The organism is Verrucomicrobiia bacterium, assembly GCA_035629335.1.
Lineage (GTDB): Bacteria > Patescibacteriota > Saccharimonadia > Saccharimonadales > Saccharimonadaceae > DASUUR01.
Genome location: DASPIB010000001.1, coordinates 1 through 17,361, shown reverse-complemented (window position 1 = coordinate 17,361; position 17,361 = coordinate 1). Strand labels below are relative to the sequence as shown.

Sequence of the window (17,361 nt, the reverse complement as noted above, 5' to 3'; positions counted from 1 at the left end):
TTAAAAGCGCATATGCTTTGATTGTAGATGACTGTATTCATTATGACAACAATTAATTTTTTCTTTACTCAAGGGTGATTTTAGTGGTCACGCTGTCTATCGCTTGACCGTCTTTCCCCTGCAAATACACCTTCAGCTCACCTTTTTTCTGAATTTGCCCGCTTGTATTAATATTTAAATTACGCGAGAAATGATTGTCTTTTCCAGGGGAAATGCTACCTAGGCCAAGTACTTTCTTATCTTCGGTGCTGACGATGTAATATAAGTTAGCATCAGCTTGTGGTTTAAATTTGCCACTAATTGAATCGCCATTCTTTAAAAGTTTATTTGCCGCCAGCTGCTGCAGTTCGATCATGCCTTTCTGGCTTTTAAGGTTTGCGTTTTGGGGTGTTGTTTGCGATTGAACTATAAAGAAGGTTATGGCGGCAACCACCACTATAAGTAGAATACCTATTATTAATATTTTTTTCTTTGGTATCGATGTAGGCCGTGACTTCACTACTTACCTCCATTTATTCTGTAATTACGTCTGTTCTGTAAAGTTTTACTGCCTATAAATCCTACTCCGCTACCTATGAGTAGCAGTGCGCCGAGTATGATTACACCAATTGCTTGACCTGTTGGCGCAAGTGGATTACTTAAGGTCGGGCCGTTAGGATCGGTGAATGTGCCATTTGCCGCTGCGTCTTCGTCGAGCTCGCCACCTTCGACCACTGTATAGGTCACCGTGGTTACGGCAGTTGTGCCGATGGTGGGCGCAGCGTAGCCGACAATTGGCTGCATGGTACTAAACTGCTGCGTGACCGAATTGTACTTGCGCCATTCCCACACACTCGTGTCGTACAATTTGTTGAGGAAGATTTTTACGGTTGCCTGCTCGCCAGCTGTGTAACAGTCGAACGAGTAATCGAATAGGCCGATTGGGTAGGTGCGTCCATCGTCGGATTTTGGTAGGCTCGATTGAGCCACGGTGGTAAAGTGCCTGGTTAATGGGCAGCTGTTCCCAATGATTTCCAGCGTGGTATAGCCACCGGTGATTGGGTTAGGAATCGAGGTGACATTTCCTTGCTCGCTATCGAGAATGCCGTCATCATTACCGTCCCCACCGTTTGGTGCGCCGTCTTCGACGGCAGCTGGAGCGGTGTCGGTATCAACAGCGACGGCGACATGCAGCGCCGGACTATCCACCGAAACATTGCCAACAGTATCCGTTTGGGTGGCAATTAGCTTGTGCTTGCCTTCTGGCAGTGGCGCACTATCGCAAGACCAATTACCAGCACTATCAACGGTAGTTTTGCATAACACGTTACCATGTTCATCCCGCACAGTCACGGTGGCACCAGCTTCTCCGGTGCCGGTTACTGTTGGGGTGGTATCAGTCAGTTCTGAATTATCTGCCGGTCCGGTAATAACTGGGGCCGGTGGCGGCGTGGTAGCAATTGTGACAGTTACGGCATTTGATGGCGGCGATGTGTTACCCGCGGCATCAGTTTGAGTTGCGGTAATTGTTCGAAGCCCGTCTGCAAGTGGTGTTGTTGGTGTGCAGGTCCACTTACCGTCGCTCCCCACCGTGATGGGGTTGCCTTCGCTACAAGTAATTGATGCGTCATCGACTTTGACTGTTACTTTTGCACCCGGCTCGCCCGTACCCGTAATGGTCGGCGTGTTATCTTTGGTAGTGGCGCCGGCCGCAGGGCCAGTGATAGCTGGGGCAGCCGGAGCGGTCGTATCGTAGGTGACTTGATTTGTTGTCCCGGTGCTTGCGGTGTTGCCGTTACCGCTCACGTCTTGTACAGCGCCCGCTGGCAATGTCATAACTGCGGTATCGCCATCGGTCATGCCCGAAATAGTCACCGTCCAGGTAGTTGGGCTATTTTGTATCACGTTAGCTACAGTGCCCGTGCTTCCTGCGATAACAAAATCACTCGCCGTTAGCGTTGCCGGATTAATTGGTTCTGTGAATGTCACGGTGAAGTCAGCGGAGTTAACATTCGTAATTGCCGCCTGCCCGGCTGCTCGGCCGATAGTAACGGCTGGTGCGGCAGTGTCGATAATAACACTGGTTGGCGCCGATTGTGGCGATACATTACCTGCAACATCAGACTGAGCGGCTGTAAAGCTGTGCGGACCTTCAGCAAGGGCCGTGGTAGCCGTGCAGCTCCAGTTGCCGCCGATGCCTACTACCGCCGTACATACTATGTTCCCTTTTTCATCTGTCACGGTTACGGTGGCGCCTATTTCACCGGTACCACTAATCGTTGGGGTGGTGTCGCTTATGCTACTGCCGTCAGCCGGCGTAGTGATGGCAGGGGCTGGCGGTGCCACCGTATCAATCGTAAAGCTCAGCGCCGGGCTTTGTGGGCTTTCAATGCCAGCAGCACTAACTTGACTGACAGTAATGGTATGCACGCCGTTAGTTTGTGCAGGTATGGTTACTGTGTAAGTGCCGGTGGTACACGGCTGACTGATAGCAAACGGCCCGTCAATGTATAGTTTAACGGTCATGCCCGGCGTACAAGCGCCGGTAAAGTCTGGGGTGGTGTCTTTGGTGATATTGTCAGTGTTGCTGACACCGGAATCGGTAGCGGCGGTCATATCGGGGGTTGCGGGGGTTGATGGCATGGTTGTGTCAATGGTGAATGGCAAAGCCGGGCTTTGTGGCGACGTAACACCAGCGACATTAGTTGCGGTAACGGTGAGACTATGAGTGCCGCTAGCTATTGGTGCGGTTGGCGTAATGGTGTATGTCCCGCCGCTACAGACTTGCGTCGGAGCAATGGTCGCACCGTTGAGGTATAGCGTAATGGTATCGCCGCTTGTACAAGTGCCGGTGAAGGTTGGTGTCGGATTACTCGTAATATTATCGGTGTTACTCGCGCCGGTATCGGTGGCAGCGGTCATATCGGGCGCAGAAAGCGCGGCCGGTGCGGTTGTCAGAATAGTAATATTTAGCGCCGGGCTGGGGCTTGATGTATTCCCTGCTGGGTCGGTAAATGTGGCGGTTATGACGTGCCCTCCTGCTGTTAGCGTGGTGGCAGTAATGACATAGGTCCCACTTGGCGGACAAGTTTGGCTGCCAACTTGTGTGCCGTCGCTGTACAGCTTGACCGTATCGCCGGGCGTACAGCTACCGGTAAAGTCTGGGGTAGTATCACTTGTAATGTTATCTGTGCTACTTGCACCCGTATCGGTTGTTGGCGTCATATCAGGCGCAGCAGTTATTGATGGCGCCACGGTATCAATTGTGATATTCACCCAATTAGATTCAACCGAAACATTCCCGGTCGCATCTTCTTGAGTGGCCTTAAAGGTATGCGGGCCATCTGCGAGCGGCGTGGTGGGCGTACATGTCCAGTTGCCGCCGCTCATGACCGCCGTACAGACGACATTATTGAGCTCATCCGTCACTGTTACCGTCGCGCCATTCTCACCTGTACCATTAACTGTTGGTGTATTGTCGTTTGTCACTGTCCAGTCGGCCGGACCGGTTATAACGGGTGGATTTGGTGGTGTATTGTCATAAGTCACACTATTATCGGTGCTGGTACTCGTAGTGTTGCCATTACCGGCGGTGTCGGTTGCTTTATTAGCGAGCAAACTAACCGTGACGGTATCGCCACTGGTCATACCAGTAACTGTTACTTCCCATGTTGTCGTATTTATCTGCGTAAAGCTGGTGACGGTACCCGTGGTGCCAGCTATCGTGAAGTCATCGGCCGTTACAGTCGCGGCCTGCATTGGTTCTGAGAAGACAACCGTGAAGGCAGCGCTATCGATATTGGTCGGATCTGGCTGACCAGTCTTTTGATTGACCGTGACAGACGGAGCGGCCGTATCTATGGTCAGGGCGTCAGTTTGGTTGTCAACTGGGTTAATAATGCTGCCAGTGGTATCGTTGACGGTAATGTTATAGCTGCCGTCCGGAAGCGTATCTGGAACGACCAGGCTCCACGTGCCACTGCTATCGCACACCACCCCTGTGTAACTATGGTTTTCCGGGCCACTAAGACCAATGGTTAAATCGTGGCCAGGAGCACATTGACCGGTGAGGGTTGGGGTGTTGTCGTTGGTAATTTGGGGCACGATATTTGGCGGTGGTACTTCGTAAAGCACGCTGTTGTCGGTGCTCGTGCTGGCAGTGTTGTCGTTACCAGCGCTGTCTTTCACTTTGCCTGCATCGAGACTGGCTGTCACTGTGGTGCCATTAGCCATGCCCTTCACTTCAACTTCCCAAGTTGTGGCATTTAGTTGTGTAAAGGCGGCTATGTACGTGCTCGTACTCGAGGGCGCGGTGCCAATGGTTAAATCGCTCGGGCTAAAGGTGCTCGGATCGATCGGCTTATCAAAGACAATCGTAAATTTAATACTATTTGATGCTGTTGGGTCAGGCTGGTCAACTTTTTGATTGACTGTTACCCCAGGGGCAGTAGTATCAATCGTAAAAGTATTTGTATTGCTTGCTGGCGAGGTGTTGCCAGCTGCATCGGTTTGAGTGGCGTACACCGTGTGATCCCCGCTGGTCATATCACCGCTTGGTGTGTATGTCCAGTTACCGCTCGCATCAGAGGTCAGACTAATAGGAGCGCCGCCATCAATTATTAAGTGTACGGTTGTATTTGGTTCAGCGGTTCCGGTAAAAGTTGGGGTCGCATCGTTTGTCGTACTCCCATTTGCTGGCGTCGTCACAACTGGTGCTGCCGGGATGGCCGTGTCAATTTTGATATCTACCTGGTTTGACGGTGACGATGTGTTGCCAGCGACATCTGTCTGGGTAGCTCTGAGGGTATGTGGACCGTCAGGAATGGCACTACTCGGCGTGCAGCTCCACACACCACCTGAAACAACTGCCGTACATAGAGTTGCTCCGTTTTCATCTGTTACAGTTACCGTGGCACCGTTTTCACCAGTACCGCTGACTGCTGGCGTGCTGTCGTTGGTGTTGGTGTTGTTTGCAGGGCTGGTAATAGCTGGCGCTGGTGGCGCAACCGTGTCAATTGTAATATTCAAACCAGAGCTTTGGGCAGAGGTGTTGCCGGCAACATCGGTTAGCTGCACCGTAACCTCGTGTGCACCATCGCTGAGTGATGTGCCTGCTGAAATTGTATACGTGCCGCCACTACATACTTGGCTGCCAACCGCACCGCCGTCAATCAGCAGTGTCACCGTATCGCCATTCGTACAGCTACCAGTGAAGTCAGGTAGGTTATTTTTGGTAATGTTATCTGCGTTACTCGACCCAGTGTCAGTTGCCGACGTCATGTCTGGCGCCGCAGGTATAGCGGGTAGGGCTGTATCGATGGTGAACGGCAGCGATGGGCTCTGCGGCGAGACGTTACCCGCTTGGTCGGTCACGGTAGCGGTGATTGTGTGATCGCCATGAGCGATCGGCGATGCCGGTGTGATCAGGTACACGCCACCCGCGCACAGTGCCGTCGGCGTGATCGCCACTCCATCAATAGAGAGCGTCACCGTCTCGCCATTGGTACAGACGCCAGTGAAATCAGGCGTTGTATCGCGCGTGATGTTATCGGTGTTGCTCGAACCGGTATCGGTCGCAGGCGTCATATCTGGAGCTGCTGGTGCTGCTGGTGGAGTGGTATCGATCGTGACATTGACTAATGAAGATTGCGGTGAGGTGTTGCCCGCCACATCGGTTTGTGTTGCTTTATAGGTGTGGTTGCCTTCAGTTTGTGGAACGGTAGGCGTACAGCTCCAACTACCACCACTGACGACCGCCGAGCAAAGTGCGACATTATTTTCATCCGTTACGGTCACCGCTGCACCATCTTCACCCGTACCCGTAACTGTTGGGGTGGTGTCGTTAGTAACTGACCCCGAAGTTGGGCTGGCAATAACTGGGGCTGGCGGCGCAATGGTGTCAATTACAATAGTGAGTCCTGAGCTTTGAGCCGACACATTACCGGCAATATCAGTACTCGTGACTGTTACTACGTGATTACCTTCTGCTAAGTTGGATAGCGGGGCTATAGTGTAGGTTCCGCCCGAACAAAGCTGCGTGCCAATCGGTGCTCCATCTATTAACAAGGTGATGCTTTCGCCTATGGTACAGCTACCGGTAAAGTCCGGTCGCGGGTTTTTAGTGATATTGTCTGAGCTGCTTATTCCAGTGTCAGTTGCCGCGGTCATATCTGGTACGTCTGGCGCTACCGGCGCGGTAGTATCGATAGTAAATGGTAAGGTGGCACTGACGAGACCACTCGAGAACTGGCTCGCGACCGTATGATTCCCGTTAGGTATGGCGGTGGTTGGCGTGATCATATAGCTGCCACTCGAGCATACCTGCACCGGGGCAACTGCCGTACCGTTAATAATCAGCGTCACCGCCTCTCCATCGATACAGGTGCCCGTGAAGGTTGGGGTGGTGTCATTGGTAATGTCATCTGCATTAGAAACGCCACTGTCAGTTGCCGGCGTCATATCGGGAGCGGGTGGGATTTCGGTGGCAAAAGTGAAGTATTGGTTACCGAGTGTCGTGTTGGCTTCCCAGTTAGTGCCGTTCAGAGTCATCGGTATTTCAGTCGCCCCAAAGCTAAAGTCGCCATCAGCATCGGTAAGCAAGTACACCAGGCCGCGTTCACCTGATAACCGAGTGGCTAATGATGAGCTATTATCTGGTGCTTGTACTTTGACGGAACCAACAGTTCCCGTCGTCGCCGCCTTAAATATTCGGCCCATCCTGAAGCGATCGGTCGGCGCACCAGTTGCTGTCCAGGTGAGCGCACCGTTATCATCGCCAAACATCAGGAATGATTTATCAGCGCTAAAGTTATTAGTATTAGCAGCATTGTCAGTGGCAATAGTGTTACCATTACCAATTGTCACGAGCCCTCCGGTATGAATAGACTTGGACTGCTTTTGATTGAGAACCGATACGTCATCGCGGCCAATACCAGTGATGCGGTGCTTGTAGGTAGCATTAGCAGTGGCGTCCCACACCTTGGTAGTGCCGTCGCTTGCCAGATAATTAAGCGGTGATGTTTGATTGAGCGTAATACCGTATTTTATGCCCAGGTATGAATCGACTTGCTGCGCCTGTGTCGCGGTCAGCGCCTTCCGATAAACGATTACTTCAGGAATCTTCCCATTAAATACCCTGTTGGTCAGGCTCTGCGAAGTCCGTCCACCTATTTCAAACAAGTTTCCGTCGGCACCAACACCACAAGAAGTCCCGACTTTTTCCTGCCGGCCATCAAGCCAAGTACTACCCCCTAGGTTGTTGTTCGCGACATAGGTACCCCGGGCAATGTGAAAACCGGCAGTCGATGAAACAGTCGCCGCCGTGCCACAGCCAGAACCATCCAGGTTGTAGGTGGCATTGCTATAATAGAGTAAGCCGCGGCCAGTGGCTGAAGTCGCCCAGCCACCATTGGTCGTAAAGATACCACTAAGTACATCGCCGGGCGTTCCTTCGGGTGTTGCTACGGAAAAGATATTTAAGTCGGGCGATGTATTCCAGTTGGCGCTGGCGTTCCCTTTAAGCGTTTTGCCTGCCGCGCCGCTAAAATCAACGCTCGGGTTAAAGTTGACCGAACCAGGCACTCTTAGAATGTCGTTTGATACCGCGATAGCCCCTGTATCCGTGGTTGAGGCGCGCGCTTGGCCAGTTACAAATTCGTTGCCACTTTTATCATTCCACTGCTGCACCTGATTACTGGCGTTAACCTGCAGGCCGTCGTCTGCCTTCAGCCACAATGCCTCGCCAAAAACGCCGCCTGGTGCTTGGCAGACCGTCGTTGTGGCAGTAACGTTATCGAGGTAAATATCGACGCTATCTGTAGCAGTTGAGGTATCGGTGTATGAAATCACCGTTGATTCACTTGAGGCGGTGAAGGTTATTGAATCGCTCACAACCGTGCCAGCGGTTGCAGAAGCAGTCGTTGTTTTGGAGGTCAGCGTAGCGGAAGTCAGCCCGTCTTTCGCCGCCGCCAGTAGCCGCATCGTACCCGCGCCACCGCCGCCACGAGTAACGCTATAACTCAGCTTATATGCACGGCCAGGAATAGTTTGGATTGTCTGACTGAACACTCCGTTTGGCGTAAGATTACCGCCATTAAATACAACTACACCAGAACCGTAACCAATATTCCCCTGCCTGTCCCAGCCGCTAAGATCAGTCGCGAACGTGCCATTAGTAATTAAGTTGGTCGTGGTATCACAGGCGATCGGTGGCGAGGCAAAAGTAAAATAACTATCATCAGCCAGATTTACGGTTGCTTGCCAGTTAGTTCCGCTTTGCGTCAGCGGCACGATCGTTGCCCCGCTGGTAAAATCACCGTCCGCATCCACCAGCAAGACCGGCGCGGCGACGGCACTCGGCAGCTTTCCTCTATCTACCAATAGCTGCACATTTCCCACATCACCGTTATTTTCTTCAACCCTCCACTCACGCTGCAGGCGGCTATAGCCGGCTGGACTATCGGTTGCAGTCAAGCCAGCCGCGGCTCCGTTATCGCTAATCGCCAAAAACTGTTTATCGTTTGTAAAGCTGTTGGTATTACTGGCGTTATCTGCTGCAGATGTGCCGTGACTTATTGCCACCATGCCCGTAGGGGCAGCCGGTTGAGATTGCTTTTGATTGAGTGCCGAGCCATCATCGCGTCCGATCACCGTAATATCGTTCTTGTACGCGCCGCTGTCGCTTGCGTCCCACGGCACAATTACTCCATCACTCGCCAAATAATCCTGCGCGGTGGTTTGGTCGAGTGACGTCCCGTATTTCATAGATGCATAGGAGTTTACTTGTTGCAGTTCTATTGCACTAAGAGTGCGGGTATAGGTGATGACCTCAGAAGTTACCGTATGGGGCATTTCCGGAATAGTATTGTCGCGTGCGCCTATACGAATGAAATCGTTGTTGAAGGTTACCGCAAGCGATGCGGTGTTCGAAAAGCCGCCATTCATATAAAAACTAAAGTTATTGGCACCACCATTACCGCGCGTAAGTGCTGCGATTCTTGGAATATTTGCGCCAGGATACGAGCCAGTTGCACCGACCGAGCCTACATTTGTCGCACCGACTGCTGGAGTGCCCGCGGCGCTAATGCTCCATACCATATCGTTGGTCTCGACACCTGGTTGTGACAAGTATGCGTCAACTGTGTTATTGCTTAATCGACTACTCACATGAAAGAACGTAAAAGGATTCGTGCCGTTGGCACCCAGATTGTTCGCGTAGTCCATTCGATCATCGACACCGTCAAACCGCAGACCAGGGTTATAGTTAATGGCATTGACATTTGAGCCTGTAATGGCTGCTGGTTGAAGACCTGCCGTCGCTTGAGAAGCGGTGTTACCGTTACCACTCGAATCTGGCCAGCTAGCGCCCGTAACCGTGCCACCATCAGCCTTTTGCCAGGTTCGTAACCCATTCACCACACCGCCCGGCGCCGCTATAAGGCTGGCGAAGGTAAAGTTATCGCCGTTATTTAGGTCAATAGTTGCTTCAAGGTTGGTGCCATTGACGGTCAGAGGAATTAAGTCATCATCGCTTGTAAATGTCGCATCGGCGCTGCGAACCAACACTGGGTTTGAGCCTTTTAATAATGAAGCTGGCACGCGAATTTTCACGGCGCCAACCGAGCCCGTTTCTTGCACCTTCCATCCGCGCGACAAGCGAGTAAGCGACGAGCCGCCAATCTTATTTGCCTGAGTTGTAGGGCCATTGTTGTGTCCCCAGACTAAGAAACTTTTATCAGCACTAAAATTATTCGTATTAGCAGCGTTGGTAGCGGCAATATCACCATGACCGATGGTGACAACGTTACCGGTGTTACTGCTGGCCGATTGTTTTTGGTTCAGCTCCGAGGCATCATCGCGGCCAATACCGGCAATATCTGTTTTGTAACTCGTATTCGCAGTCGCATCCCAAATAACTCCGCTCGCTGAATCCAGGTAATCTGTGGCGATTGTTTGATCAAGCGTTATACCGTTTCGAATGGCTAGATAACTATGGATGCGCTGCTGCTCATTGGCGGTTAGCGGCTTAAGATAGGCGATGACGTCCGAAAATTCTTCGGTGGACGTATCTGCGACACTTGTACCGCCTACATGATACGGAAAATTTTGGCCGGTGAAGCTCGAATAATTGACATCGCTCGTTACAACTTTGCCATCTTTCAAAATAGCCTGATTTATACCGGGAATCGTCTGCCCGGTAGTTGTGCTAGCATTATAGGTTTTTAGTTCAAATTTATTGAGCGTTATCGTCCCCGCTGGGACACTCAGGCGTTGAGTGGCGCTAGTCGAGCCAGCATCCCAATACACAATACTGTCGCCAAATGGCTGATAAATACCCAATCGATAGGTGCTCGCATCGGTACCTTGTTGGTGAAAATCTGGTGAACCATTACCAATGGCTGTTTTATTCGAAACAAAATAGAAATTAGCGTTACTAAACGTACCAGTGCCATCTAGCGATGTACCACTAAAAAAGGCGCCCGAGCCTGTTACAACGGTCGGGTTAAAATTGATACCATTTGTCTTTAAGGTTGGGCTTCCGGTTGCGCTGGCATTTTTGCCACTGCCACTCTGGTCTTGCCACGAAGTAACAGCGCAGCCATTTGTTGTACAGTTTGTGCCTGCGTCAGCCCGCAGCCACAATGTCGCGCCGGTCACCCCGCCTGGCGCACCGCCGATCGCCCTGGCAAGCTGCGAGCTCTGTAGAGCTACAAACACACCCAAGACTATGCAGAGCAAAAACATTCCGAGCAAAGTGAGCTGAGGAACACTTTTCGCTACCAAAGCTCCAGCAGACCAGTGCTTAGTGCTGCGGCTGTTCGCGTTAGATCTACCCCTCATAGCCCATCCTTACTGCTTTCGTGAGATTTTTTCACTATATTTATATTAAAAGCGTATATGCTTTAATTGTAGTATATTCTACAAACGACAACAAGGTTAAAGTCCTTAACTTTAAGTTAAGTTTAGTGACAATTCTTTCCATCCTCTTGTGATGTAGCTACTCTTTAGTTTATAGTCATAGCGTCCGTTTCGCCCGAATGGCAGGAGGAGTTATGTCCAAAGCCCGGAGCCCGCTTCATCCGAAGGCACTTGTGACAGATGAGCTTACGGAGGGGCGAAAAGTTATTTGGTACAATGTCTACCATGGCGTTTTCGGTACGTATGAAGTTGTCCTTGTTCCCGTAAATATTAGAGACAGGGATGCAAAGATTATCCTGCGCAATCTGAAAACTGGCACAGAGGAATCATTTTCCCCTACCAGTATGGGCGTGATCGCCACTCCCATTGGCAGCTGGAATGATGGAAACATCATTATCGACGCCAATGATAAGAGTGATCTGCCAACGAAGACTCGACCTAAGCCGAATCCTGACGACTACTTGGACTCCGGTATTTAGTTTGGACGATTGACCACCCCCTGTAGCGCTACTTTGGCGTTACAGGGGCTTATAATTTCGCGACGGCGCCATGCGCGCTTAAGTCCGCCACACCCGTACGGTCAGAAACACCATCCGCACGTTGAAGTTGGCGGCCTCCGGGCCGTCTTCTTCTTTATTTAGCCCCTAGGCCGCTAACCCCATTGAACCAAGCAGCACACTTCTCTATAATAAGAAAACCTTGTAACTGTCGCCCAAAGGAGTGCGCGGTGGAGCTTACCCCAGCAAGTGTTGAAGTATTTCAAGAAGGTCAAATCGAGGTAAAGTATCCCAAGCAGAATCGCCTTTACCGAGGACAGATCAGTAAGCTCTGGATTGACGGCGCTGAACTGATCGTAGAATATGAGTGGAAAGCAAAGGGCGAAGGGTACCCCATTACCCGAAGCTGGGTGCTGGTTCCAGCGGAAGCCTCAACGCCCGAGAAGATCTACTTCGCATGTTACACGATTAAACGCCTTGAAAAAGGTATTGTGCGCCTCACTTCCAGGCAACGCGAGATCGTATGCCTTTTTCCAAAGGGCGTCTCTCCGCTTGCTCACGGTGATGTGAAGCCCTGGTAATTCACCGCAATTCGCCCCGCAAGTAGCAGCACACTCGTGTAGGCTGCTGCGATCATTGCGGGGCCTACACTTTATTTACCTATGAGCCTGGGCGATTTGAGATTTTCTTATAACCACGGTATTATAAGAACACAACAAGGGGGTATAGGGTGTATGAAGTTAATTAGCTATGTCTTTCCGATTTATAACGAGTCAGAAAACATTGACGTGTTATACGACACCATGGCAAAACTTCTGAAAAAACACACAAAGTACCGCTACGAACTTATTTTTATAAACGACGGCAGCAGAGACGATTCGCTCGAAAAGTTGCTTGCCCTCCACAAAAAAGACAAACGTGTCAGTGTGATTGAATTTTCGCGCAACTTTGGCCACCAAATTGCCGTTAGCGCTGGCATCGACCACGCCCGCGGCGACGCGATTATCATTATGGATAGCGACATGCAAGACCCGCCTCACGTCAGCTTTGAGCTGATTGAAAAGTGGGAAGAAGGCTACGAAGTAGTCTACGCACAGCGCCGCACCCGCAAAGATACCTTGTTTAAGCGCTTGACCGCCAACGTATTTTACCGCACACTGCACCGCCTAGCAGATATTGAAATTCCTCGAAATACCGGTGATTTCCGCCTAATTGACCGCAAAGTCGCTGAAGAGCTCAAAAAATTTAAAGAACACCACCGTTTCCTGCGTGGTATGGTGAGCTTTGTCGGCTTTAAACAAACCGCCGTGCAATTCGACCGCGATGCCCGCCACGCAGGCGAAACCGGCTATCCACTTAAAAAAATGCTTAAATTCGCCGCCGATGGCATTTTTAGCTTCTCAACCGCACCGCTGAAGCTGATATCGCGGCTTGGCTATACGATCGCCCTACTTAGCTTTATTGGTGCTGTCTATGCTTTAATTATGAAGTTTTTCTTCCCACAGGTTACCGTAGAAGGCTGGACGTTTATTGTAATTTCGGTGCTGTTTATTGGCGGTGTGCAGTTAATTATGCTGGGTGTGCTGGGTAGTTACATCGGCCGTATCTATACCGAAGCCCGTCACCGCCCACTGTACATGACTCGTCAGGTATACCGCACCGATGAAGAATAGTTCGCTACTACAAAAACACCGACACTTTTTACTCTACGGGCTTATCGGCGGCTCGGGGGCGACACTCGATTTCTTGCTTTTTCTGTTGCTGTTTAACGTCTTCGGAGTTCCGGCAGCCATCGCCACCACGCTGTCTGTTTTTTGCGGCATCACCAATAACTTTATACTGAATGCGGTGTTTAATTTCAAAACCCGCGATCATTTGCTTGTTCGATATGGCTTCTTTTTAAGTGTGGGGATTTTTGGGTTACTGCTTAGTATTATAGTAATTGCGCTTGGCAGTGCCATTGGCATACACCCAAACATTTCAAAGCTTATTTCAATTCCACTGGTAGTGGTTTTGCAGTACTTTTTAAATAAGCATTTATCGTTTCAAAATTCGCCACACAAGCTGTTATCTCAGATTAAAACCCGTTTTACCAAGAAAGGAACAAGCGAATGAGCGACAAACAATCGGTAGTAATTATTGGCGGTGGCTACACTGGCCTGGTGGCAGCCCTCCGACTTGCCCAAGCGGGCAAAAAGGTAACTATTTTAGAAAAAGGCGCCGTTTTAGGCGGGCTCGCCAGCGATTTCACCATCGAAAGCGCGTCGATTGAGCGAGCATACCATCATCTATTTAAAACCGATACGCATATTATTAATCTCGCTCAAGAGCTCGGAATTGGCGATAAACTGCTCTGGCACGATAGTTCGGTGTCGTTATATTACAACCACCAACTCTACCCTTTTAAGGGCGCCCTCGATTTAATTAAGTTTAGCCCGCTATCTTTTTGGAACCGGATTCGGGCTGGGTTGGTGGTGCTTTATTTGCAGCGGACCAACAACTGGCAAAAATTCCAGCACATCACCGCTTACGACTGGATGAAAAAGGCTGCCGGCGATCAAGTGACCGAAGTGATTTGGGAACCACTTTTAAAGGGAAAATTTGACACCTTTTACAATAAAGTATCGATGGCCTGGCTGTGGGCGCGGGTGCACATTCGGGCGCAATCGCGCGAGGCGGACGGCGAAAAACTAGGCTACTTTGAAGGCGGCTTTCAAACCTTTACCAACGCGCTAGTCGCCAAGCTGAAAGAACTTGGCGTAACGATTCACACCAGCGCCGACATTTCTGGTATCTCTTCAAAGGACAATCAGGTGGTAATTTCATTTGCCGATGGCACAACCAAAAACTTCGAAGATTGCATTGCCACCGTACCTTCGCACGTATTTGCCAAACTAATTGAAAAGGCCAATGTCGACCAAACCTACTTAACACAGTTGCACAGTATTAATTATCTGGGCGCTCGCCTGCTCATTTTTTCGTCTGAACAAGATATTAGCCCGTACTACTGGCATAATATCAACGATCTTGAACTGCCGTTCTTGGTATTTATTCATCACACCAAACTAATAGACAAGCGTTATTACAATGGTAAATATGTTTACTACATCGCAACTTACGTCCCGCACGATCACCAGTTATTCACCTGCGACGATTTGGAGCTTGAAGGGTTATGGTTCGGCTCGCTTAAAAAGATTTTTCCTGCCTTCGACACTGGCCAGATTCGTGAAAGGCACTTTTTCCGCTTTGCCAATGCCCAACACATTGTAGATACCGACTACGCAAGCAAAATTCCTGCTAATATCACGCCGCTCCCGCATGTATATTTATCTAACTTTTCGCAAATCTACCCCGAAGATCGCGGCACTAACTATGCTGTTCGCGAGGGGGAGAAGATTGCTAAGTTGGTGCAAAATTCGTAGTTGTGCCTAAGTAGTGCGCATTCTCCATCTTTTGGATGAGGTATAATAACAACTTATGAAACATTACAACTACATCTTACTTGATTGGGACGGTAACCTTGCGCAAACCTTGAACGTCTGGCTTGATGCGCTAGATATTGTGCTGCAGAAACGAGGCTTTACTTTCACTCGCGAGCAACTCATGAAAGCGACCGGCGGCGTATCGGTGTTTCTGGCAACACATACTTCACTACCTGAAACTGAAGGAGAAGGAGTTTTACTTGAAGCAATTGAGATAGTTAAGGAACACTTGCCGCAGGTCGAATTGTACCCGGATGCGTTTGAGGTGCTGCACGACTTACAGAAAGCCGGGAAACACTTGGCCCTGGTAACTTCTTCAACACGAGCAATTGTACTGCCTGTTCTACAGCGGTTCGGGCTTGATATTTTATTTGAAGCGATTGTTTGTTTTGATGATGTCACGCAGCCAAAACCCCATCCCGAGCCACTCCAAAAGGCGTTAAAGCTCATGGGCGGCACTGAGGCCGAGGCAATCATGATTGGCGATACCAGCAGTGATATTAAAGCTGCCGAGAATGCCGGGGTTGATTCAGTATTATTCTATCCGCTTGAGCACCAGCAGCTATATAGCCTTGAGGCCCTACTAGCGCACAAGCCAACTTATGTAGTCAGTGATTTCCGGGAAGTGACCAAAATCGCGACTGGTGAATATGTCGCTGCCGTAAAGCCTAATCCGCCGACCAAAAAGTAATAAAAATGTCTCGACCTTGGCGGACACATCCGCCTTGGTCGAGACAGGTCTTGCAAAACTAACGCCACGAAGCCTTGTGGAGCAAGTTCTCCACCCTCCCCCGGCTCATGGTCGCATAGTCCCCATCAAACACAACCGCAAATACCAGTACCCCTCGCGAAGGGAATCGCCAGATATACAGCCGGTCAGCAGTGGCTCCACCTCGCGGACCGTTCTGGCTATTATGGAAATTGCAACCCTTCAGGATCTGGATCTGCGCCCTTTCCCCGCCGAAATCTACTTCGCCCGCACTTTCCAGGTGCCCGAACATCATATCATTATGGAGTTTGGGCGAATAGCAATCAAAACCACGGGCTTTATCGTTCGGATCACCGTACGGCTCCATATTCTCGGGGCCGCTTGTGTTCACCACAACGATCACATCGCAAGACGGCGGCAGGTCGTGGCTGTTGCATGGTGCTTCAAACAACACCGTCCGCGACCTGGTGGCAAGTTCCGGGTTCCTCGAAACCTCCCATTCCGGCTCGAGTGGCAGCAGCATGCCATAAATGTCCGTCGTGGGGACAGATGGCTTCAGGCTGGCCATGTACTGCTCAAGGCTGGCCTTTACTTCCTGCTGCACCTCGGGATGATTCACCAGACGTCCGTGTTCGCACGGCGCATCCGAAATTAGCGGCAGCACCACAAAGCCAGTGCAGCTAATCACCTTAGCGCCGTCGCCGCGGCCGGTGTTCGTAGAAGCAGCCAGTGCCGACGGAACCCTCACCATCGTGTCGGAGTCGAGCGACTCACCCGTCAGGGTTACCGGACCAATCTGCATCTGCGGCGTAACGTTACCAGCAATTGCCTTCACCGTCACACTGCCCGGAAGCGGCGGTAGCTCTTTCAGCTCCTTCGAACCCACGCTCAAGCCACCAAAGGCAAGCGCGGAAGCACAATTGGACTGATTAATCAGCTCCCGGTACACCAGCCCCAAGAGGAAAGCATTCTGGCAATAAGCCCGAATTGCAGCGGTGACCACATTGCCCAACTCGCTACCCTTAAACGGCGTGGCAATGGTGACCATGTGGTCCACTTTATCTGGTACCTGAGCCGCTGCGTACTGCGCCGCCAAGCCGCCCATTGAATGGGCAACAATAGCTACCTTGCCTGGTCCGCCATTCTGCTTTGAAGCATCGGCCAGGCACGAGATAGTGGCGGCAAGCTTGGGACCAATGTTCTCGTTGGTTACCCAGAGGCCAGCGTGTGGCGAGTAATCGAAAGGCACTGCATGCATACCTTTGCTCTTCATAGTACTGAGAGCCGAGCTTGGGTTAGAAACATCCCCCCAAACATCCTCATTTCCTAGAAATCCATGAGCAAAAAGCACAGGCAGCTCTTTCTGCATTCCATTAGTATATTGCGCGCAGTCTACTGGACTTGCAGCAAGTGCGCCATTTTCCTGAACCGTGACAATCAGGCTAATAGTGAAAAGTGTAGATGCAACCAGTTTGCGCATAAGTGACACTTCAGCCTCCAGAAGTCCAATTACTCCGAAGATACTTCAGCCAGCGAACGTTGAAGCCTACAACGCCACCTCCTGTTAGGTTCACCCCTCATGGGGTTGTCGAAACTATAGCATAAGGTGCCTTGTCCTACAAGTATGCTATGATGTTGCCATGGCACTCTCCGCAGCAGATAAAAGATTTTACTCAGTACTGGCAGCGATAGCTGTGTTATTGGTGGGTTGGGCAATATGGTTACAGATTATGCCTCATCCTTTGGGGGATAAGTTGGAGTATGTAGGGAAAGAGGA

At 50.6% G+C, this 17,361-nt stretch carries 9 protein-coding genes; 6 read left to right on the top strand and 3 right to left on the bottom strand.

Annotated features, from left to right (window positions below; translation table 11 throughout):
- Positions 1-64 precede the first annotated feature (64 nt).
- Both VD907_00045 and VD907_00040 read right to left on the bottom strand, forming a co-directional pair.
- On the bottom strand, positions 65-499 hold the full coding sequence (locus VD907_00045; protein HYG83254.1) for a hypothetical protein: 435 nt from the start codon (positions 497-499) through the stop codon (positions 65-67).
- Positions 499-10,695 carry an Ig-like domain-containing protein gene (locus tag VD907_00040; protein HYG83253.1) on the bottom strand — a complete coding sequence of 3,399 codons (10,197 nt, stop codon included), beginning with the start codon at positions 10,693-10,695 and terminating at the stop codon, positions 499-501. Before VD907_00040 ends, VD907_00045 begins: the two co-directional genes overlap by 1 nt.
- Before the next feature lie 335 nt (positions 10,696-11,030).
- On the opposite strand from VD907_00040, the gene VD907_00035 reads away from it, so the two are divergent.
- The 6 genes from VD907_00035 (at position 11,031) to VD907_00010 (ending at position 15,566) form a co-directional block, all read left to right on the top strand.
- Positions 11,031-11,375, top strand: coding sequence for a hypothetical protein (locus VD907_00035; GenBank protein HYG83252.1), 345 nt, complete (start codon positions 11,031-11,033; stop codon positions 11,373-11,375).
- A gap of 248 nt (positions 11,376-11,623) precedes the next feature.
- Positions 11,624-11,974, top strand: a complete 351-nt coding sequence (locus VD907_00030) for a hypothetical protein (protein ID HYG83251.1) — start codon at positions 11,624-11,626, stop codon at positions 11,972-11,974.
- Between the two features lie 153 nt (positions 11,975-12,127).
- A complete protein-coding gene (locus VD907_00025; GenBank protein HYG83250.1) occupies positions 12,128-13,066 on the top strand; it encodes a glycosyltransferase family 2 protein in 939 nt (312 codons plus the stop codon).
- Positions 13,056-13,508 carry a GtrA family protein gene (locus VD907_00020; GenBank protein ID HYG83249.1) on the top strand — a complete coding sequence of 151 codons (453 nt, stop codon included), beginning with the start codon at positions 13,056-13,058 and terminating at the stop codon, positions 13,506-13,508. The genes VD907_00025 and VD907_00020 overlap by 11 nt, the downstream gene beginning before the upstream one ends.
- Entirely contained in the window at positions 13,505-14,815 is a 1,311-nt protein-coding gene (locus VD907_00015) for an NAD(P)/FAD-dependent oxidoreductase (protein HYG83248.1), read from the top strand. The genes VD907_00020 and VD907_00015 overlap by 4 nt, the downstream gene beginning before the upstream one ends.
- Positions 14,816-14,870: 55 nt before the next feature.
- The gene (locus VD907_00010; GenBank protein HYG83247.1) at positions 14,871-15,566 is read left to right on the top strand and encodes an HAD family hydrolase; all 696 of its coding nucleotides are present in this window, start codon (positions 14,871-14,873) and stop codon (positions 15,564-15,566) included.
- A gap of 58 nt (positions 15,567-15,624) precedes the next feature.
- On the opposite strand, the gene VD907_00005 is transcribed toward VD907_00010, so the two are convergent.
- Positions 15,625-17,064 carry an alpha/beta fold hydrolase gene (locus VD907_00005; protein HYG83246.1) on the bottom strand — a complete coding sequence of 480 codons (1,440 nt, stop codon included), beginning with the start codon at positions 17,062-17,064 and terminating at the stop codon, positions 15,625-15,627.
- Between the last annotated feature and the right edge of the window lie 297 nt (positions 17,065-17,361).